The sequence below is a fragment of the Paenibacillus sp. JT31N11 genome (assembly GCF_056269285.1).
The window spans coordinates 62,369-82,838 of the sequence record NZ_JBWDNQ010000001.1 but is presented as its reverse complement, the minus strand read 5'-3'; the positions used below and the strand labels follow the sequence as shown (position 1 = coordinate 82,838).

The window sequence follows — 20,470 nt, the reverse complement described above, 5'->3', positions numbered from 1 at the left end:
GGCTCCTTATCTTAAATCCAGTTTGGATAACGGATTTTGTCTATGGCATTCTTCGATGACGGCGATCTGCTGCCTGACCTGCCGCGGCGTAATGTCCAGCGGCTCTCCTTTCGTAAGGGCAGCATGCAGGTTTCCGTAAAAAGTCCGGCATACATGGCCTAAAACGTCCTTTTGTCCCTCCGGCAGCTCCCACTGCTCCTCTAGCCACGGCAAGGTTTCCGATCCGTATGCCGGAGAGCCGTCCGCATGCTTCAGGGGTGTTCGGATGAGCTGCTGCGCGGGCGCCTGTCCGGGCCTGAAATACTTCCAGTTCAGCTTCGTGCCCGTGCCGCTGATCCCGCCATACTGCGCTTGAATGCGATAGGTTGCGGCGGGATAGGCATCACAGGAGGTGATTTCCAAATCCAGCAGCGGGTGGTCCTTCTTGTGCATAATCATCTTCACGTAATCCTCGGCATCCCCGAACGTATTAACGCGGTCCATAAAGCAGGTGATCTCCGGCATCGTCTCCGTCCCGAACAGCTGAAGCGCCTGATCGAGCGGGTGCGGACCCGTGTTCAGCAAATTGCCGCCATTATTGGCCTGCAGCGTCTGCCAATCCCACCGCCGCGCAAATCCGTTAAATGAAATACTTACCTGCACGATACGCCCGAGCACGCCGGAGCGGATGACCTCCATAATCTGCTGGAAGGCCGGCGAATAGCGGGATTGCTGGAAAATGGTCAAAAGCCTGCCAGCCTCTTCTGAGGCCGCGATTAAAGCATCCACTTCCTCCCCGGTTCTCGCGAGGGGCTTCTCGCACAACACATGAAAGCCGTTCGCCAGACATTCCAGCGTGATCGGGACATGCAGGTGGCTGGGCGAAGCATTGACGATCAGATCCAGATCCTTGCGCTCGAACAACTGCTTGTAATCCTCGCAAGCCTCACAGCCGAATTCCGTTTCTGCCCGCTTGCGGTAGGATGCCTCGTAATCCGAAACGGCGGCAATCTGGAACAGCTCCGGCAGACCTTTTAATGTTTTGGCGTGTATGTCGTGACCGCTTCTTCCCTGCCCGATAATGCCTACTTTTAACGGTTCCATGGAGCGCATTCCACCATCCTTTAGCATTCTGCATTCGTCATTTCATTGGTGAACATCATTTTGAATTCCTGCGGCGTCATTTTTCTGGACGACTCCGGGGAGTAGTGAAACTGGAGAGCCCGTCTGCGTTTGCTCGAGAAGTTGGGCGGCGTTCCATGATGGAGAAGTCCCGCAAAAAAGAGCGCCCCGCCCGGCTTCAGCGTCACGGCGACATCGCGTTCAACAGCAACGTTCGTATCGCACAGCTGCCAATCCCGAATCGCATAATGGGGAACGGGCCCATCCATATGGGAGCGCGGAATGACGTGCATGCAGCCATTGTCAAGGCCCGCTTCATCCAGGGCAATCCAGACTCCGCATACCATTTTATTCTGGGACAGATTGCCGTAGGCCATATCCTGATGCCATGGCTTCTCGCCGCCCGCCTCCGAGGAAGGCGGCTTCAGAATCGCCTGATCCTCCAGAAATTGCGCCTGCTCCCCGAATATCCGCTCCAGAATGCTATAAACATCCTTATGAAAGCAAGCTTCATGGAGAGCAGGCGCATGATCGATAAATTTATGCAGCTTGCGCATCGCCCGGTCACGGTCATCGGGAGTGAGCAGTTCACTCTCCTTCTTCATAAATTGCAGACGGGGTCCGACAATCCGCCCCTGGATAATATCCGTGATTGCCTCATTGGCCGCCGCAACCTCGGCCCCGGTGAGCAGCTGATCCACAACCAGATATCCCAGCTCCCAAAACTGCTTGATCCGGTAATCGTTCACATCCTCTGCCGTTGCCGCACGGTCAGACGCGATATGATCGTACCTGTACATCAAATGCGCCACATCGGCGGGGGCATCCACCTCTTTCTCGTCATAAGTGAATATTGGATGGCCGCCGTCCTGAGGCCAAACGACAACCCGCTTGCTGATGTCCGGCCGTTCCTCGGGGATAGGGAATTTATACCACTGGTTGTTGTCAGCCAATACAACCATCTGCTCCTCTGTAAAGCTGTGAACCATGCCTTTGATCGTCGCCATTACAATCACCCTTTCTTTTGTCTTTACTGTTCAAATCTTATAGAAGCTTATGATTCTTCAGGATCAGGCCGCCACATTCCGATATCGTCCAGATAGACGAAGTACCGGCTTTTATTCTCGAACGAAACCACCACTTCGGTTTCATCCGGTTTCGTCGTGAACGGAAGCTTCACCATCTTTGCTTCCCAATTCAGGCGGAATACGCCGCGTTCGATGATAGGACTTTGGGAGCCCTGGACAGCCATTGTTGCACCGCCGCCGAAGAAATTGTTATGGCCCAGCTTGAAGCCGCTTAGCAGCAGACGTCCCGGACCTTTGATTTTGAAATAGACATCATGCATGCCTGCCCGGATCGGAATAGGCGTGGAAAAATAGCGCCATACATCGTCATAGTCCATTTCCTGGGAAATAACGGCTATCCGCTCTCCCTCCAGACTGTCCAGATACACTTCTACCGTCACCGAATTGAAGATTTTGGTCATCCCGAGAGCGATATGATCATATTTGCCGGGACTTCCGAAATCCACTGCCGCATATTTCAGCCAATCTCCCTCAGCCAGTTGGCCGATATAACGCAAATCGCGATAGACGGCATAACCGCCACCAGGCATTGTATCAAGCGCGCCGTTCTTATGAATGTCATCAAATTGTTCCGCGCTGCGGTATTCGCCGTCTATCTTGATCCCTGCCCATAATTCGTAGGCCGCGCAAGGTGCGACTCCCGTAATTCTCTGCTCGATCCGGTCGCCCGGACCCAGCATGGCCCCATATTTGTTGCTGCGTACAATCGAAGGATAGCCATCGCGGCAGAAATCCCATGCGCATTCATAAACGATCTTCGGCGTCCCCGCCGCTGACTCCCATGGCTCCCAGGCGCCAGACTCAAAGCCCCCATTGCCGATTGCGCTCTTGCTGTTAAGCTCCGAATAGACAAGCTCCGCTTCGATGACCCTGTCAAAATCATGTCCTGCCGTCCAATAAGGCTCGCTTGATTCGTAGGCGCCAAGATCCGGCTCCTTGCCGCCGGGAGACGCAACGCCGGCAATTCTCATCCCGGCCGACAGGGCCGGCGAATCTGCCCGCAGACGGAAATCACCATGGTCGGCATCCTCAAACCCGCCATCCGCCCCGAGAAGATTGTGGGAAACCAGGCAATCCTCGCCCCACTTGACAATCTTGCCGTCCGCGAAAATATTGTTGATCATCTGCGTGCCGTACATGTCATCCAGCAGGAATACAGCCGAGTCCGCATCCCCGCTGCGCAGGAACGTATTGTTGTAAATAAGCGTGCGCTGCAAAGGCCGGTTGAGATGAAGCCCATGATGCGGGATATTCCACACCACATTTCGGTAAAGGTTCACTCCGCTGGTCCAGGCATCCATGTAGAAGCCAAAGCTCAGATGGGGCGACTTGTTATCATGCAGCCAATTATGATGAATATCCGTATTGTCAAAATCATGGTTAAACAAATAGATAATGCCGGAGTCCTTCGTCAGACAATTGGCATGGGATATATCGCAATATTCAATTACGGATCGCGAGAAAACCCCGGAAATACAAGTCCGGGCCGATCTTGTGACCGTACAGTGGCTGATCAGATGCTGCGAGCCTGCTGCCCAAATCAGGCTGGCATAGGAAGCCTCCAGGTTGCCGTCATGGATGTGGCAGTTGACGACACGGTTCCGCTGTCCGAACAAATTGATGCCGATGCCTTCGAAGTAGCCGATATCGCTTCCCGAGATGATATTGTCGCAGCCTCCCAGCTCGATTCCTTTTGTGCGTCCATAGATGGATTGGCGGCTGCTGAAGCAGCGGTCAATGGCATGAATCCGCACATTATCGATGCTGCAATTAGATGCATTCTCCGTTGTGATGGACGCGGCGCGAATCTCGAAGCCCTTGATTTGGATATAGGAGCACCCGCGCAGGTCAAACGCGTATTCGCGCCGCTTGGCCTCAACCTCGCGGTCTGTCGGGTCCCCTCCATCCGTCAGCCGTACCGTCAGCCGCCCCTTGACCGGGTCGATATACCAGCCTTCGCTTACGGCAAGCGTCCGGGGTGAGCGGGTGAGGAAATAAATATCCCCCGGAGTCGTCCGGTAATGAGCCGCCGAGCTTATCCAGCCATCGAAATAAAGCGTGCCTTCGCGGAAATCCGTAACGGCCGCAGTGGAAATAAAATAACCGGCCCCGTTGACGCAGGCCACGAGAGCTCCGGTCCAATGACCATCGGCAAAAGCCAGCAAATCCTCGTCATATATCGTGTACGTGGGCACTTCATTGGTGCATGAGTCTACCACCGCGTATTGAGTCCGGTCCAGACGGTCGGTAATTCGCGGCCACATGGCCTCATGGCTGAGCTCGCCGTCAATAAACACGATATTGCCGCTGTCACCCTGCAGGCTCCAATCCATGTCCGCTTCATATACGCCCGCGTTTGCGGTTGCGTCTTCCTGCCGCGAGGTCCAGCCGACAACGGGATCACAGCCGCTGATTACGACCCTTTCTCCCGGCTGTGCCTCATAACGGATAGGTGCGTCTTCGCGTCCCGAAGCTGCAGGAACAACGGTCTCGCGGTAAGTTCCCCCGCGCACGATGCAGCGGTCTCCCGCCGTCATCTCCGCGCCGGCGTGACCGATCGTCCTCCATGGACGCTGCGGATCCAGCCCGTCACTGTCATTGCTGCCGTTCACCGCAACATAATAAACATTACTGCTGCTTGCCGTCATGTTCTTCCTCCTCATCTATAAGTCCGGTGATAACTGGCGGAGCAGGCGGAAATAGTCTGGAGAAGCGTAAGCTGAAAGCTTTCGTAAAAAAGCTGCTTCGGAAGCATCTGCTTAGGACCTTTGTACCCCGAATTTAACCAGCTAGGGTCCAAAATCAAAAAATTCAGGGGTACAACAGCTCCACGACAAGTGACAAGCGGCTAACTCGCTTGTAGCACTTGCGAGTATCGGAAGAGGTTTCCGTATGCGCAGCCAGTTTTTTTCACCGGACTTCTATACCTTCCTGATTTGCTCCGCTGCGCTCCAGCCTGAACCGGACGTTCAGCGTCCCCTGCATACCTTCCCGGCAGAAGGCAATCCTTGTCTGCACGGGACCAAGCGGCATATTGCCGCACAGCATTTCCTTGCGCTGATCAAGCAAAGCCTGATAGTCGCCGCCCAGCAGCGGCAGCGAATCGATTCTCGCCGTACAGCCTTCCGGTACCGTGATGCGCGTTATGCCGCGCTTGCCTCGCAGTATCACCATTCCATCCCTAACCTCCGCCGGCAGCGGCGTGGACCAGTAGAATTCAACTCCTGTCCCGCGAATCAGCTCATAGCTGTCGGTGATCGTCCACTCGTCCGGAGCCGGCGAATCCCATGTCCGGACCCAGGAGCGGTAATACTCCTCCCAGCCCGGAGAAACATTCATCTCCGCATGAAAAGAGGCTGCATCGCCCTGGCCCTTTGGCTCGATATCGGCCATGATCGGGTTCTGCGGCCGCGAACGCTCCTCCATTCCTACCGGCACCAGCATATTATGGCGTCCGCAATTCTTGAGCACTTCCGCCATAGGATGGCTGTAATCGCAGGTGCCCATCTCCATCGCCACCGTCTCCCCGGCATACTCCAGCACAAAATGCCCTTTGTCCTCATGGGTGTGGCTGGCCCCCGCCTGGTTGCCCACAATGAGCATTTTGACCGGCTCGCCATCATACCATCTGACCGAAGAGATCAGCCCCAGGTCCGGCAGCGAAATGAAGGGCGCAAGCTCAGGCGCTTCCTGCGGAATGGAAGATTCCAGCAGATAGGACGGCAGCGTATCCGGAATCCCTCCCGCTATCTGCAGCGACTTGCGGAATATACGGACCCATTGGCTGTCTGGCATCATCGCAGCCAGATAAGCTACCGATTCCTGATTGATATACATCGCATCGCAGATCAGAATCATGAGCAGATCATCGCTCGTCGAGGCGAGCGCTTCCGCAAAAGCTGCCGTCCGCTGCAGGGATTCTGGCAGTACCTGCCTGTAATCGACTCCCCGGTGACGCCCGTAATAATACAGGGAAATCGCGCATTGGCGCGCTGTCCAGGTGAAGTACATCGGCCCTTCGAGGAAGCCGCCATCGGGAAGGATGGTATGCTCCATGCTTTCAATCAAGTCGTTCAGGGCAAGCTCCGTATACGGCCTGGTCCGCGGCATGGCCTGCTCCAATACGGCATAGCCGAGCATGCGTCCCGGGGAGAACCAGGCCATTTGATTGCAATGAAAAATATATTCATGTCTCCAGGTGATATAATTGGCGTTCCCATGTCCGTCTTCGGCGATCCTGCGGAGGATCACTTCCCTGCCATAGTCCGTAAACATCTCGCCAGCCATATCGAGTATCGCCGATGTCTCAAGCATGCATAATGACTGGACAAACGAGCGGTGCTCGAAGGAGCTGCCAGGGAAAAAGCAAATAAAGCCGCTGTCCCACCGCGTGCACATGGCCAGTGAAATCGCATACCTTGCGGCCAGGCGAAGCAGCGCCTTGTCCTTCGTCAGCAGCGCAGCCGCGGCTGCATTGGGACCATGCGTCAGCAGATGCTTCCCGTAATCCCGGTCCCGGCAGTAACGGGTATCGTTCCAGAAATTGACGAACTCGCCGATCATCCGCTCCGGAACAAGCTGACGCGCATCCTCCGCCAGCTGCAGAAACGGGCTGGTTCCGTGTTCCGCCAGCCAATCTGTATGCTTGAGCCGCAGCTGCTCCAATTCCCCGCCGCTCACGACCAGGCCATAGAGCGGGTTAAAGGCCGGCTCAAAGCTCTCCGGCTGCAAATAGTCCTCCCACTGATCGTCGAACCGCTTCCACTGCCGGTCATACCGTTCTACCAGCCCGGAATGCTGCAGCCCGATCCAGTTGAACCATCCGACACCCTGTCCCTCGCTCTGCGGCCAGAGTTCCAAGGTAATGGACCGCACCAGCGATGCGCCTTCAAGAGGAACATAACATTCCCGCTTCAGCATCCCGAAGGGTTCCGATTCATACGTCAGCATTCCTTTATCCGTGTCCGCCTTCATCCTCAGCAGCGCGCCTTCCGGAGCAACTAGCGATATCATCAAATAATCGTAGTCTGCGCAGTCAACCTGGAAATCGCGGGTCATTCTCACGGCAGGACCCTGCTTGGGCTTGACGGTCCATTCCACCTGCGCCAGCGCCCACCGCTGATGGACCTTCAGCCCGTGCTCCTTGCCCGGATCGATCCGCCACTTCGCAAGACCGCTGAGCTTCGGATCGGTGAACAGCTCGAATATCGACTCTGCCATATTGATCGGCGTATTCCTCATCTTCCGTACCTCCATTCAAGCCGCATATGGACATGAAGCAAGACTGCCCTGCAGCCGACAGGACGTCGCTTGCAGGACAGCCGTGTCAGCTTGCCTATTTCTTCGTGCTTGCGTAGACCTCGTTTGCTTCTGCTGTCGCTTGCTCCAATCCGGCTTTGTTCATTTCCGATATGAACGTATCGAAGCCCTTATCCGTGTCCGCCTCGCCGAGAATAAATTTCAACTCATATTCCTTCGCCATCTTTTGAAGCGCATCCTTGTTGGCATCCCAGGAAGGCAGCGTCTTCATCTGCATGGCATCCGTGATCGGCGTAATGCCTTTATCGTTAACCTGCGTACGGAAGGCTACCTTCTCGGCCGGATAATCGATTTTCAGCATAAGCGGATTGTTTCCCTTGATCGGGCTGAAGAAGTTGATGCCAAGCGCCGATGTCGCCTGAATAGGATCCGTAAATTCTGGCCTTGGCACTACGCCGCCGCCTTCGGCGATGTCATAATTGACGCCTTCTTCACCGTATGAGGTCATGAGATAGGCTTCTTCATCCGTTGCCAGCGTCTCCACCATTTTCAGAATGGCTTCCACCTTCTTGGGGTCCTTGGCGGCATCGGCTCCAATTGCGAATGGAACCTGCTTGAAGCCCTGCGCGATCCCCATCATTTTGCCAGCCTCGCCTACGACCGGCTTGCCGACGATCATGTCCATACCGGCCTTTGCCGCATCCTGTCCGACTTGGCCGGAGCTGTGATAATGGTACCAGAGGGCCTGATCCATCATGCCTGCCTTGCCGCCGACGAATTTGGCGCGGTACGTATTCCAGTCATCAGTAACAAATTCCGGATCGATCAAGCCGGCTTTATACCATTTGTTCAGCAGCTTGAACGCCGCACGCGCCTGCTCGGTCACAAGACCGTACTGCACGCTGCCGTCAGCCTGGAGCACCCAGCCGGAGGGCGTGATGCCAAACGATGCGAATACGGTATTGAAGATCTGGTTGCTTCCCAAGGTATCCTTCCCCCGGGCTGTCAGGCCGTACGTATCCTTCTTGCCATTGCCGTCGGGATCGTCGTTGCGGAATTTGGTGAGCACGTCCTCCAGCTCTGCGATGGTTTTCGGCGGCTCGCTGTACCCGATCTTGGTTAGCCAGGCCTTGTTAAAGGCTGGAACGAACGGCGAATCGCCTTCGGCATAGATTTTGGGGATACCGTAATTCTTGCCGTCCACGACCGGAACGTCCCAGTCCGTCGGATCCGCGTCGTCAATCATTTGAGAATATTTAGGCGCGAATTCGCGAATCTTCTCGACCGGAATTTCGCCGACGATGCCTTGTTTCACCCAGCCTTTGAAATTATCCATTCTGGAATCCAGGTTACCGAAGAAGTCCGGCTTCGTATTGGCGGCAAGCTTGATATTGAGCTGCTGCTCCCAGTTCGAGCGGTCAATCCCGATCGGATCGATTTTCATGTTGAACCGCTCCTCCACATACTTCTGGGCCATCGTATCCTTGCCCGGAATGTATGAGGCGATCCATGAGATCTCAATGGGCTTTTCCGCCTCCGCCTCCGACTCCGCCGCAGCGGGTGCGGGCGCGTCAGTTCCGGGCTCCGCAGCTGCAGCCGGACTGTTGTTATTCTCTTTACTGCTGCAGCCCGCCAGCACGATCATAAGCAGCAATGCAAAAGTAATGGCCTTGAAAGCTTTACCCTTCATATTGATAATCCTCCCTTTTATTGAACTGCATTTTATATCAAGGAGCGCTGGTCCGCCCGCTTAATAACGCCGCTGTCCATTCCAGTTCTTCAGCCTTTGACCGATCCGATCAAAATGCCTTTGGTAAAATACTTTTGCAGGAAAGGGTATACCAGCAAAATAGGCAATGTCGTAAATACGAGCACGGCGGCCTTGAGCGATTCCGCCGGAGGCGCGCTTAAACTCATCAGCGCCGATGTCAGCATGCTCTCATCCTGGCTGATGATCAGCCGCCTCAGGTAGATCTGCAGCACAATCTGGCTCTGATCCTGTAAATAGAGCAAAGCGTCGAACCAGGCGTTCCAATGGTACACCGCGCAGAACAGGGTCATCGTGGCGATTATCGGAAGCGACACCGGCAGCACAATCCCGATAAATATGCGGATATCATTGGCGCCGTCGATCCTGGCCGACTCCTCGATCTCTTCCGATAATTCCATAAAGAAATTGCGGATAATGATCAGCCAGAATGTATTGATCAGGCAGGGGAGGATAAGCGCCCAGCGGGATTCGATCAGACCCAGGTTCTGAACGAGCAGATAGGAAGGCAGCAGTCCGCCGCTGAAGAACATCGTCACCACAATGAACATCGTATAAAATTTACGGTGCGGCAGTCCTCTTTTGGACAAGGCATAGGCGGCTGCAGACATAACGGACACCATCAGAATCGTGCCGACAACCGTCCGGAAGACGGAGTTGCCAAGAGCCGTCCAGATTTCTTCGGTTTTGAACAGCTCGCTATAGGCCGAGACGGCAAAATTTTTCGGAATGAGGCTGACTCCGAGCCTTGGCGCGTCGGCGCTCAGCGACAGGGTGAGCTGGTACAGGAACGGGTACAGCATCGTTATACAAAGGAGCGATAGTCCGAGCACCAGGAAGGTCTGGAATATTTTCTCGGGAACCGTCATTTTCATGCTTTCCGCGCCTCCTCTTTGCAGGTTGGATTCATACCAGCCCCTCCTGTCCGGAACGCTTCACGATATAATTCGTTGTCAATACAAGCGCGAATGCGATGACGTTCTTGAACAGGCCGACTGCGGTAGCGAAACTGAACTGCATCTGCTCCAGACCGATCCGGTAAACATACGTATCCAGAATATCCGCTACGCTGTATGTGGCCGGGGTATACATGTTGAGCACCTGATCGAAGCCGGCGTCGAGGACCTGGCCGATGCGCAGAATGAACATAATCGAGATGACCGGCACAAGCGAAGGCAGCGTAATATAGAGCATCTGCTTGAATCTGCCGGCGCCATCCACGACGGCCGCTTCATACATTTGGGGGTTGATGCCGGCCAGCGCCGCCAGGTAGATAATGGCGCCCCAGCCGATTTCCTTCCAGATGGCCGACATAACCAGCGTGAACCGGAAGTATTCCGCTTTGCCGACAAAATAAATGGGCTCGACGCCGAACCAGCCGATAATCATGTTCACAATGCCGCTGGAAGGAGACAGGACCGTGAACATAAACCCGGCCACGACAACCCATGAGAGGAAATGAGGCAGATATGAAAGCGTTTGCGAAACCCTTTTAAAAATTTCCCCGCGCACCTCGTTCAGCAGCAATGCCAGTACAATGGGAGCCGGAAATCCGAAGATCAGATGATAAAAGCTGAGTATGATCGTATTGCGGATAATCTGGTAGAAATCCTGGGAGCCCTCGATCATCTCCCGAAAATATTTGAGACCGACCCAGGGACTGCCCATAATGCCCTTGTTGATAATAAAATCCTTGAAGGCGAGCTGAATGCCGTAAAGCGGGCCGTAAGCAAAGATCACATACCAGATCAGGGCCGGGGCCAGAAGCAGGAACATATATTTATAACGTTTATATGACTTCCAGGTTCTCCGCCAATACGTTAGCTGCATGGATGCACCATCCTTTCCCGTCTGATGTGTTGTTTGTCGCTTGAGACTAATGCTGCTTCAGGATGGCGCCAAAGTCTATTTCAATTCCCTCCAAATCATTGCATTTTTATCTTATTGGCTCTCCAATTGCAGATTCTTATAATCAAACAGCCGCATCCCGGGGCTGCGACGGATGTGAGCCCGGGATGCGGCAGACACTGGATTATTCCGCCACGCTCTCCCGCAGCTTTCCGGAGCCGCGGTATTGAAGCGGGGTAATGCCGAACCTGGCCTTGAACCTGGTGCAGAAATATTGAGAATTGCGGAAGCCGACGGATGCGGCTATATCCGCCACGGTCAGATGCCGGTCCGCAACAAGGAGGGATGCCGCCTGCTCCAGACGAATCCGGTTCAAATATTCGGTAAAGGATTCGCCCGAAATGGATCCGAACAGGGTCGACACATAATTGGCCGAGAGGTTCACCCTCCCTGCCACTTCATCAAGCGACAGATCCTCCTGCATATGCTGGACGATAAAGGATTTCAAGAAAACGATTTTCTCATGATGGGCGTCATTGCGGCTTTCATTGATATGCTGCGCGATGCTTGCTGCTTGCTGCTTGAGCACCGCCATCGTTTCGTCCAGCGTTCGCCGCTTGATCTTCTCGTTAATGCCGAACACCGGGAACAAGTCCTGCAGCTTTTGCTCAATGACGATCTGCGAGATGACCGTCGTGATCCGCAAATGGATCAGCTCCACCATCTCGACGCTCAGAGGCTCCGACTTCAGGGTGAATGTCATCTCGTCGATCCAGCGCTCCACTTCGCCGACCTTTCCCGCCTGCACCCTGTTTTGCAGCATATCGTATTCGACCTGAGGCAGCAGCAGCAGCTCCCGGCATGCCGAAATTTCCTCATACCGGATGATCGCGTCCCTGCCCCGGATGTAGGAATATTTGTAAGCTTCCACCGCTTCCAGATAAGAATGATGGATCGCTTCGACAGAATGGACGACGCTCCCGATGCCGGCGCCGAAAGGGATGGACCCGAGAGAGGTTCGCATCGCTTCAAGCGTATCCGCCACGGCGCGAGAAGTCGGGGAGTCATCGTACATGAATACGAGAAGGGCCATCTCCGTCGCGCTCAGGCTGACAAGCTCTGCGGACAATCCCGGTTGATCCGCGATAATCCGGACCAGAATCCCGCAGCCCTCCAGCTCGGTTGTCATATAAGCCACGGCATATCTGCACTCCAGGGGCATGGCCGGGAACTCCCCGAAGCCCGCTGCCGTTTGCTGCCCGGTAATAAGACCTGTAATCTGTTTCGTTCTTACCTGATCCTTCATCTGGAGCATGCTCAAATCGATGAACATCAGCATATGGTCGATAGCCGCGTATTCATGTCCGGCAGCTGCCGGCGGCGGTCCCGTGTAAAGATTGCGGATGGAATAGAGCAGCTTCTTGAGCGGCATATAGAAATGCCGCGACATGAGAAAGGAAATGATGAAGCCGCCGAGCAGCGCCATGAGGCAGGCTGTCCATACCTGGCGTTTCATCTTGCTTGCGGACAGCTGGAACGATTCATTCGGCCTCACAATGACATAGTTCCAGCGGTTCATGGCATCGTTCCGGTGAAGGACGGAGATCACACTGCTGCCGTGGCGGGTGAAGGTGCCGGCGGCTGATTGGCTGTTCGCGGAACCCGCCATCGCATGCTGTACCGCGGCAATCTCATCCGGAGGGGCATGTTCTCCTCCGATGATCATCTGCCCGTTCTCGTCGAACATATAGACATGGGACTCGGGATAATTCAGCGCATCGCGCACCATCGTGCTTAAGTGTTCCAGGCTGATATCCAGATACAGAAATCCCGCGGCCTTGGCGGGCGGCGATTGATAGGGCAGCGGAAACACATAGGTCATCACCTGATGGCCCGGTGAATCCGGCTTCTCGCGTTTGAACCACTGATTGGGAACGATGTCGTCTAGCTGCCGGATAAAGGCCGCGTCCAGCGAGTTGTCGGGGGTCTGATAGTAGCGGTTGTTGTCCATAGCATATTCGCCCTCGCGCATATATACCGTAACCCCGTCAAGCCCCGGCGTCATTTCCTGGATTAAGCCAAGATCCGTTATGAAGCGGACGATTCGCGAGACATTGCCCTCAGCCCGGTGCTCGAGCAGGTACTTGATCTCCTCGTTGCTGTCCTTATTGAAGGTCATTAGCACCTTGTTGAAGAAAGCGTCTTCATAAAACCGGAAGAAATTATTTTCCACCAGCTCCTTCACATTCAACAATTCATACCCGGCGTCCTTGGATACCTCGCTCGTTACAATTTCGCCCGCATTGGTCAATAAATACCCGCCCGTAATGCCGATCAGCACAACGGCAAGAAGCGTGTAGGAAAGGACCAGCCGGAAGTAATAGCTGCTTCTCCATTTCATGATCACCGAAGAACTCACCTACCCTTCGTCAATAGAAACGGCCAACGCCGTCCTCTGGCGGCACAACATGCTTCTTCCCTCCGGACTTATAGATAAGCTACTATGAACTTAGAACTTACACCATTGCTTCACCCTTGAATAAGGATAAAACCTGCTCCAGCAGCTCAGGCTCAAGCCCCTTGCCATCGCAATACGACGCGTTTCTCGCCAGTTCCAAGGCGCTTGTGGTTCCTGTCAATGTCACCGCGATATCGGGACAGCCGAGACTGAAGCGCATCGCCGGCTCGATCAGCCCGCCCGCTCCCGGCTGACGCAGGAAAGCGAGCTCCGCCTTGCGGCGCTCTCCTTCCTGAAGCTTGGCTTGATAATTAGCCATGAACGGCGCCGGGCTGTCCGCAAGAACCCCCATTGCCAAGGGACTGCCGTGAATCACGCCAACCCCATGTCCGCGTGTGTGGGGGAACAGGATATCGGAAGCCGTGTGATCGATGAGCGTATATTTGCCAAAGGTCTGCACCGTATCAACAAGCCCTTCCTGCACGAAAGGCAGCAGCATCGCAACCCGCCCGGCATTCACGCCAATCGCGCGGACCTTGCCCTGTTCCTGAAGCTTGCGGAAGGCGGGAAGCGTATCGCTCATGGCTGTTTCCTCCCCGCATGTCTCCAGCTCATGAAGCTGGATCAGGTCAATAAAGTCCGTCTGCAGCCGGTCAAGGCTCTCCTCCACGGAGCGGATCGTGTTCTCGTAGGAGTAGGAATCTCCGCGCATCACCGCCTTGGTCGCCAGAATGACGCGGTCGCGGCGGCCGCGAAGCGCAAGACCCAGCCTGCGCTCGCTCTCCCCGCGCCCGTACAAGGGGGCCGTATCGAAGAAATTAATGCCAAGATCGAGGGCGGCATGAACCACCTTCTCAACCTCCCGGTCATTCGTTTCACCGAAATCCCCGCCAAGCGGCGCGCCGCCAAGCCCCAGCTTGGAAACCTTCCATCCCGTTCTGCCGAGCTGTGTATACTCCATTCTTGTGTTCCCCCTTTGCCGCCCTCGTCAGGCATTCATTCATATTCCGCAAATCGTGTTGTCCATGAGCATTCGTCTCCGGCTTTAAGCGGTCCTGATACGACCAGCGACAGATTCGCGGATACGCCGGACACGGACAGCAAGGAGCGTGACAGTGACAGATTATTGGTGTTCGAATAGACCGCTTCAGGTGTACGGATAATATTGTCGCAGGCATCGCATGATATGTCATACTTTGCATCCCCATAGGACAGCTTCCAGCCATGTCCGGTCCGGGCTTGGAGTCTCGTGCCGCTGCGGCCATCCGTAAGCAGCAACGGCAGAATATGCTCACAGCTGACAAAATCCTTGTTCACTTTCAATTGATACGTCCATTCGATCCCCGAGCCAATCAGCGAAATCGTCTTGCGGCAGACAAGATGTTCGTTTTGCGCTGTCATCGCAATACCGTTATCCAGCCACTGCACCTCCGGATTCGATGTCATATCGGGGAAGCAATGATTACCCGCAGCGTCGCGCAGCAGGAACCCTTCCCAGGCTCCCAAATCATACCCCTGCTGATAAAGTCCGGCCGCCAAACCGTTCACATTCAGCTTCGGTTCGGCAAGAGGGGGCTTGCTCCCATTTATGCGGTAGTGAAAACCGCAGAGAGCCGGGCTGTACTTGCCCAGATGCATGCGCAGGCTGACGGCGAAGAAATCATCATGGCTGCGGATGAAGGCATATCCGCTCCGCAAATCCATGTATTGATTGTTTGCGGGCAGGGGGCTGCGCTCATTGGCCCGCTCCATCTGCAGGTTCCGGCTGATGATCCGTTCTGCAACCGAGATGCCTGTCATGCCCAGGATGCCGTAACAATTCACCAGCGTGTACCACTCATAGCCGGTACGCAGCTCATGAGGCAGATAGTTGGGAGTAATGCTGTATGTGCCGTCAGCTTTCTTATAGGGGAGCCAGGACTGAAAGGCCCGCGTAAACAACCCCTCGTCACCCATCCCCGCGTAAGCCTGATAGGTTACGAACGAGCCCCAGGTAAACATTTGATGGCGGCTGCGCTCCATCATTGCATAAGTACCATCAAAAGAGGTAGCGTGATTGAGCCACTGCTGCCCTTTCTCAATCAGAATTTCCAGCCTCGTCCGAATCTCCTGATCCCCAGGCGGCCATTCCTCAACGGCCGCCAGAACACCGGTCAGAATAAACATAATAAAGGCGGAATAGGAAATCGGCATCCCGTCATGCTCGCGGAACGTCTCCTGATCGTGATAATCGAAGGAATCGTTCAGAAACCCTTCATGCTCCCGCTCTTCGATCAGCGCCATTAATTGCTCGATGAACGCTTCATTGGCAGGGCGATACCCCAGCTTCTCCAGGAACAGCTCGTTGCCCAGCTGCAGGGCAGCGCAGTTGAGATTAATCGTGCCGCAATCCTGCGGCTCGCCATGCAGAAAATCCTCCGCAAATTCCCCCTTGTGACGATTGCGGACCTCTTCAGGCAGCATAAGGATCGCCATCATGCCAAAATGGTAGATAAACAAGCGGGTGAACGGGGCCGCGTTAAGATCCTTCAGGCGCACGGTCGAGCGCCGGATTAAACGAAGCGCCGTATCTGTAATTTCCTTATCGCCGCTGAAGCTTGCTCCGCCCGCGAATATAACCGCCGCCGTGCCTGCCGTATAGTTCTCGCTGTATATCGTATCCCAGCGGTCCTCGATAGCACCCGTTTCCCCATCGATCCAGCCGGATATCGTCTTCATGTAGTCGAGCAGTACGGTTTGCATCTGGTGATGCATGCTTTGCCGTTCCGTTGTGAACATGGACTATTGGCTCCTTCGTCAACCATTTTAAGCACATATTTCTTCTTACACGTCAGGTGCTATTCATCGGCAATAAATTCTTGCCCTCCACAGGATCAGATGGGAAAGGCAGCTTTGGCCCACTCGTAGGACGGATCTTCCTGCGTTCCGTCTTTATACGTCGAAATCAAGGCCACCCGGTCTTTGCCGGACTGATTCGGGTAGGAGGCGTGGAAGAGCAGATCATGGAACACAATAGCGGTTCCCCGCGAGGCAGGCAAATCCACAATTTGCGACTGGTCAATATCCTCTTCCTTCAATCGGCTGGAGAAGCCGTTGCCATCATTGTCTCCTTCGCCATGATGAAGCGCCCCTTTCAGATGGGAGCCCGGCAAAATCTTCAGGCAGCCGTTCTCGCGTGCCGCATCATCCAGTGCGATCCAGACGGAATACTTGTGGCTGCCTTCCCAGTAAGGATAATCCTGATGCCAAGGTGATCCGAAATCGACCTTTGAATCCTTGAATACCACTTTATCGCTGAGGAAGATGACCTGCTCCCCGATAATTTTCTTGAGCACCGCGGCCAATTCAGGCTTTGCCGCCGCTTGCCTGAATAAGGCGCTGGCCGCCGACATGCCTACGTATACGCCATGCTTTACCGCCTCCGCTCCTTTCTCCTTCTTGACCTTCTCCAGCACTCGGGCCACTTCCAGCTTAAGCTTCCGCACTTCCTCTGTCGAAAACAGGTCCTCAATCACGACATAACCCTTCTCCGCGAATTGTTGTTCCATATTGCCGCTCATCGGTTCATTCCACCTTATTTATCATGTTAAATGAGATGTTAGCACAAATAAGCTGTGATATATTTGGTAGAGATCGATGATAAGTTATCCTTTTCCGACATTGGAGGCGAATGTCCTTATGTTCCGGCATCCCAAACCGCGATACCTCGAATTAACGGAAATACGGCCAAATGTGCACTGGGCGCAGATTCAGCATGTCCCCCGCAGCAGCGGGCAGCTGCGGACCATTTACGATTTCGAGCTGATGTATGTCTTCCAGGGCGAGCTGCAGATCCATTTTGATGATGAGAGCAGCCGGATTCCCGCCGGGGCGGGCGATTTGCTTCTGCTGCCTTCGTCCATCCGGCATCGGATTGAGATCCTTACGGAGATGGACACGCGGCTGCTGGGGATTCATTTTGATTTCTTCAATGAGCACTCTGCCTTGGCCGAGCAGGATATTGTCGTTCAGGAGGATAAGGTGGTTCCGGAGCGGTTTTGTTCCTTGCCTGTGAACGGGGAGGATCTGCCGGCTTTCGGCCTGCATTACGAGGGAATTCCATTTGAAATGGTGGAATGGATGGAGCGGATTGTGCAGGATCATGCGAGAGGAAGAGGGAATCCTGGCTATGAGTTGGCGTGCAGGGGATTGATGCTGCTGATTTTCACCCAATTGTTAAGTCTTCCTGCGAAGCCCAGCCGCCCGAGCCTGCAGTCCCAATACTATGAAGCGGTGCAGAACCTTGCTGCGGACATGGAGCACAGCCCTGGCGGGACCTGGCCAAACGGGGCGATGGCGGAGCGCTTTAATGTGAGCGAGGATCATTTTATCCGACTGTTCAAGGATATTATCGGGATGAGCCCCCATAAACATCTGCAGTTCCTCAGGCACCGGGAAGCGAAAAGAATGCTGCGTGAAACCGACATGAAGATCGAGCTGATCGGCCGTCAGCTCGGTTATGACGATCTTCATAATTTCAGCAAAATGTTTAAAAAATGGCAGGGCGTCTCCCCCAGAGCTTACCGCAAGCTCAGCATTATGCATTAAGGACGGGAGGCCGGAGACATAACTTCTGCCGCCGTTTACTCAGCCGCGATGTCCGGATTCGCCGATATAATGGCCTCGGCGGTCTCCCAAACTCTGGGCAGAAACCGGCTAACGTCAGCCGCGCGGCGGGTAAGGTCACCGGTGGAGTGAATGCCAAGGTCAGCGATCATGGCAAGAAAGGCCGGAGCATGCGCATGCTGAAGCTCCCATGGAGCGTCTGCGGCAAGGATCTTGTGGCAGCGAGCGAAGGTCGCAGCGATCCAGAAGACCGCTTCGCGGTGATTGCCCGCCCGTACAAGCTCGCGGCTTCCGTCGATCGCAATCGGCCTCGCCGCGGCCGTGATGTCGGTGCTGAAGAAGAAAGGAGTCTTGGCCGCAGCCGCCGCGGCGTCGAAGGTCCGGGCCAGCTCCGTAATATGATGTTCAATGCGCCCGGGAGTCAAGCAGGCGCAGCCGAGCAGCTCCAGCAGCTCGTCGTAAAGTCCGGAATGGCCGTATTCCTCCAGCACACCGCGGGCGGCGAGATAGCGGAGCCGGACAGTCGGGTTGCGAAGCGCGGCTACGAGCAGAACATGCGTAGTTATGCCGGTAGGAAACAGCCACGATGTGACCTGATCATGCAGCGGCGCGGCGGTGTTGAATGAATTCAGCCCATTCTCGATTTTCTCCCGTGCGTTCATGCACCGGCGGAGAACCCATTTCCGCTCGGCAAATTGGTGCGACACCTGAATTTGCAGACTGCGCAGGTACCCGGAAGGATCCGCAATGATGGTATCCGCTCGGAAGCTGCCTGCCAGATGATAGGACGACAGCACATCCTCGACCGAATTGAACAGGCTCAAGGACAGATACGTGGCCTCCACCAGCGTGCCGCGGTAGATGAATTTCCCGAGCTTGAGCGGAGGCTCGTCCCCGGCGACGACGATCACAACGTCAACGTCGGAAGCGGGCGGCAGCTCGGCTTCATCAGGCAGTCCCACCGTCGATCCGCTGTAATACGCCCCCCTGAATCCGGCCTCGCGGCTGGCCTCCTGCAAGATCCATTCCGCCGCTGCTGCCCGTGCATCTCCTACTCTCATCTATTCATCCTCCTCCACTTTGTCAAGTCCATTCCGAAACCGTGAAAACGCCGTCAACAATTCGAACGCTGTACAGCCGATCGAAGCCTTCATCGAAATCCGGTTTTTGCAATTTACGAAGTGTGCTCCTCAGGCCCGGCAATGGAACCTTTCCCTGGCTGCGTTTATCATTTCTCGCCATTGATTCCTCCAGGTTCGGCTCAAAATAATAGCCTGTAACCTTAAACTGCTGACTGCGGGCAGCATCCATGTATTTCTGCCGTTCCGCTTTCGTTGGATTCGTGTTATCAATAACAAACGGCTGCTTGGCGTTAATTGACGCATCGACAAAAATATGTTCTCTGTGTCTGGTTTTAAGCATATCCAGATTGATTCTTACATGTGTATCATAGAATTTTTCTTTGTAGAAAGTGGACTTCCCTGAAGCCTGAATCCCTATGAAAATGACACACTCCAAATCAATCGCCTCTCTCTCTATATACATATTTTAGGCGCCCCGAATCAGAAGTCCCGCTTCTTGTCCCTTATGATATGTCCCTGCTCCAGTTCAATTTCGCGAAAGCCTGCCATGGCCTGCGGCTGGAATTCAATAGCTCTGCCGCTTCCCATAATGATTATATTCCCGATATCGGCCGCTTCCTCCCCCGGCAGAAGGAAAGCTTTTGTGCAGGCGTATACTTCCCGGACCGTCGTATGAATGGCGTTGATTACAATGTCATTCCTGGGCTTTCCCATAAGGTTCAGCATAATGGAGCCTCTGGGGCCAAGCTTTTCAAGGGTCATACCGAAAAATTCCACGGTTGTCAGATGAGGCGGAGTTCCCCTGCTGGTAAAGGCGTCCAAAATAATATAATCCAGCCTTCCAGGCTCTTCATCCGCCAGCAGCTCCCGACCGTCTCCAATTGTTACATTCTCCATGCGGTAATCAAAAAACTCCCTGCTCAGCTCCACCACCCTTCCGTCAATCTCCGCTACCTTGAACCGCTTGTCCGGATAATGGCCGGCAATGGTGCCAACTCCGTGTCCGATGATAAACACATCCTCGAACGGTGGATAATTGTACTCCATCAGATGGATCATGGCCCGCGGATATTCCAGCACGATCCGCTTCGAATCCTTCAGGTCGATTGCCCCCTGCACGGCATGGTCCGAAAACTGCAGGAAGCGGTATTTCCCTGTCTCCCCATACAGCTGGGCCGCCTCGTAAACGCCGATCTCCTGATGCCTGCTGATCTCCCTGGCTAGCTGACGCAAATGCCCGATCTCCTTCACTATCATCTAT

General features: G+C 54.6%; 15 protein-coding genes. 1 reads left to right on the top strand and 14 read right to left on the bottom strand.

All coding sequences use genetic code 11. From position 1 onward, the window contains the following. Nucleotides 1-6: 6 nt before the first annotated feature. From AC0YNV_RS00390 to AC0YNV_RS00340, 11 genes are all read right to left on the bottom strand, one after another. Entirely contained in the window at nucleotides 7-1,083 is a 1,077-nt protein-coding gene (locus AC0YNV_RS00390; RefSeq protein WP_475764927.1) for a Gfo/Idh/MocA family protein, read from the bottom strand. A gap of 20 nt (nucleotides 1,084-1,103) precedes the next feature. Next, a complete protein-coding gene (locus AC0YNV_RS00385) occupies nucleotides 1,104-2,108 on the bottom strand; it encodes a phytanoyl-CoA dioxygenase family protein (RefSeq protein WP_475764925.1) in 1,005 nt (334 codons plus the stop codon). Between the two features lie 47 nt (nucleotides 2,109-2,155). Continuing rightward, nucleotides 2,156-4,837 (bottom strand): carbohydrate-binding protein, encoded by a 2,682-nt coding sequence (locus tag AC0YNV_RS00380; RefSeq protein ID WP_475764923.1) that lies wholly within the window; start codon nucleotides 4,835-4,837, stop codon nucleotides 2,156-2,158. Nucleotides 4,838-5,099: 262 nt separating this feature from the next. Then, on the bottom strand, nucleotides 5,100-7,430 hold the full coding sequence (locus AC0YNV_RS00375; RefSeq protein ID WP_475764922.1) for a hypothetical protein: 2,331 nt from the start codon (nucleotides 7,428-7,430) through the stop codon (nucleotides 5,100-5,102). 94 nt (nucleotides 7,431-7,524) lie between these two features. Next, on the bottom strand, nucleotides 7,525-9,138 hold the full coding sequence (locus AC0YNV_RS00370) for a type 2 periplasmic-binding domain-containing protein (RefSeq protein ID WP_475764920.1): 1,614 nt from the start codon (nucleotides 9,136-9,138) through the stop codon (nucleotides 7,525-7,527). A gap of 89 nt (nucleotides 9,139-9,227) precedes the next feature. Beyond that, nucleotides 9,228-10,091, bottom strand: a complete 864-nt coding sequence (locus AC0YNV_RS00365) for a carbohydrate ABC transporter permease (RefSeq protein ID WP_210037466.1) — start codon at nucleotides 10,089-10,091, stop codon at nucleotides 9,228-9,230. 31 nt (nucleotides 10,092-10,122) lie between these two features. Beyond that, nucleotides 10,123-11,046 (bottom strand): ABC transporter permease, encoded by a 924-nt coding sequence (locus AC0YNV_RS00360; RefSeq protein WP_475764918.1) that lies wholly within the window; start codon nucleotides 11,044-11,046, stop codon nucleotides 10,123-10,125. A gap of 202 nt (nucleotides 11,047-11,248) precedes the next feature. Continuing rightward, the gene (locus AC0YNV_RS00355; protein WP_475767239.1) at nucleotides 11,249-13,465 is read right to left on the bottom strand and encodes a helix-turn-helix domain-containing protein; all 2,217 of its coding nucleotides are present in this window, start codon (nucleotides 13,463-13,465) and stop codon (nucleotides 11,249-11,251) included. Between the two features lie 115 nt (nucleotides 13,466-13,580). Next, nucleotides 13,581-14,483, bottom strand: a complete 903-nt coding sequence (locus AC0YNV_RS00350; RefSeq protein WP_475764916.1) for an aldo/keto reductase — start codon at nucleotides 14,481-14,483, stop codon at nucleotides 13,581-13,583. 35 nt (nucleotides 14,484-14,518) lie between these two features. Continuing rightward, nucleotides 14,519-16,300, bottom strand: coding sequence for a hypothetical protein (locus tag AC0YNV_RS00345; RefSeq protein WP_475764914.1), 1,782 nt, complete (start codon nucleotides 16,298-16,300; stop codon nucleotides 14,519-14,521). A 95-nt stretch (nucleotides 16,301-16,395) separates the two neighbouring features. Beyond that, nucleotides 16,396-17,082 carry a phytanoyl-CoA dioxygenase family protein gene (locus AC0YNV_RS00340; protein ID WP_475764912.1) on the bottom strand — a complete coding sequence of 229 codons (687 nt, stop codon included), beginning with the start codon at nucleotides 17,080-17,082 and terminating at the stop codon, nucleotides 16,396-16,398. Between the two features lie 118 nt (nucleotides 17,083-17,200). Between AC0YNV_RS00340 and AC0YNV_RS00335 the strand changes: the two genes are divergently transcribed. Next, entirely contained in the window at nucleotides 17,201-18,109 is a 909-nt protein-coding gene (locus AC0YNV_RS00335) for an AraC family transcriptional regulator (protein ID WP_475764910.1), read from the top strand. Between the two features lie 35 nt (nucleotides 18,110-18,144). On the opposite strand, the gene AC0YNV_RS00330 is transcribed toward AC0YNV_RS00335, so the two are convergent. From AC0YNV_RS00330 to AC0YNV_RS00320, 3 genes are read right to left on the bottom strand one after another with little or no spacing between them, the layout of a single operon-like run. Next, a complete protein-coding gene (locus tag AC0YNV_RS00330) occupies nucleotides 18,145-19,188 on the bottom strand; it encodes a hypothetical protein (RefSeq protein WP_475764909.1) in 1,044 nt (347 codons plus the stop codon). Between the two features lie 22 nt (nucleotides 19,189-19,210). Further along, entirely contained in the window at nucleotides 19,211-19,645 is a 435-nt protein-coding gene (locus AC0YNV_RS00325) for an AAA family ATPase (RefSeq protein ID WP_475767238.1), read from the bottom strand. A 44-nt stretch (nucleotides 19,646-19,689) separates the two neighbouring features. Further along, entirely contained in the window at nucleotides 19,690-20,466 is a 777-nt protein-coding gene (locus AC0YNV_RS00320) for a spermidine synthase (protein WP_475764907.1), read from the bottom strand. Nucleotides 20,467-20,470: the final 4 nt, after the last annotated feature.

What these genes read in the sequence shown, in the direction of transcription:
- AC0YNV_RS00390 (WP_475764927.1), bottom strand. Translation starts at nt 1,083, where the DNA reads ATGGAACCGTTAAAAGTAGGCATTATCGGGCAGGGAAGAAGCGGTCAC.
- AC0YNV_RS00385 (WP_475764925.1), bottom strand. Translation starts at nt 2,108, where the DNA reads ATGGCGACGATCAAAGGCATGGTTCACAGCTTTACAGAGGAGCAGATG.
- AC0YNV_RS00380 (WP_475764923.1), bottom strand. Translation starts at nt 4,837, where the DNA reads ATGACGGCAAGCAGCAGTAATGTTTATTATGTTGCGGTGAACGGCAGC.
- AC0YNV_RS00375 (WP_475764922.1), bottom strand. Translation starts at nt 7,430, where the DNA reads ATGAGGAATACGCCGATCAATATGGCAGAGTCGATATTCGAGCTGTTC.
- AC0YNV_RS00370 (WP_475764920.1), bottom strand. Translation starts at nt 9,138, where the DNA reads ATGAAGGGTAAAGCTTTCAAGGCCATTACTTTTGCATTGCTGCTTATG.
- AC0YNV_RS00365 (WP_210037466.1), bottom strand. Translation starts at nt 10,091, where the DNA reads ATGAAAATGACGGTTCCCGAGAAAATATTCCAGACCTTCCTGGTGCTC.
- AC0YNV_RS00360 (WP_475764918.1), bottom strand. Translation starts at nt 11,046, where the DNA reads ATGCAGCTAACGTATTGGCGGAGAACCTGGAAGTCATATAAACGTTAT.
- AC0YNV_RS00355 (WP_475767239.1), bottom strand. Translation starts at nt 13,465, where the DNA reads ATGAAATGGAGAAGCAGCTATTACTTCCGGCTGGTCCTTTCCTACACG.
- AC0YNV_RS00350 (WP_475764916.1), bottom strand. Translation starts at nt 14,483, where the DNA reads ATGGAGTATACACAGCTCGGCAGAACGGGATGGAAGGTTTCCAAGCTG.
- AC0YNV_RS00345 (WP_475764914.1), bottom strand. Translation starts at nt 16,300, where the DNA reads ATGTTCACAACGGAACGGCAAAGCATGCATCACCAGATGCAAACCGTA.
- AC0YNV_RS00340 (WP_475764912.1), bottom strand. Translation starts at nt 17,082, where the DNA reads ATGAGCGGCAATATGGAACAACAATTCGCGGAGAAGGGTTATGTCGTG.
- AC0YNV_RS00335 (WP_475764910.1), top strand. Translation starts at nt 17,201, where the DNA reads ATGTTCCGGCATCCCAAACCGCGATACCTCGAATTAACGGAAATACGG.
- AC0YNV_RS00330 (WP_475764909.1), bottom strand. Translation starts at nt 19,188, where the DNA reads ATGAGAGTAGGAGATGCACGGGCAGCAGCGGCGGAATGGATCTTGCAG.
- AC0YNV_RS00320 (WP_475764907.1), bottom strand. Translation starts at nt 20,466, where the DNA reads ATGATAGTGAAGGAGATCGGGCATTTGCGTCAGCTAGCCAGGGAGATC.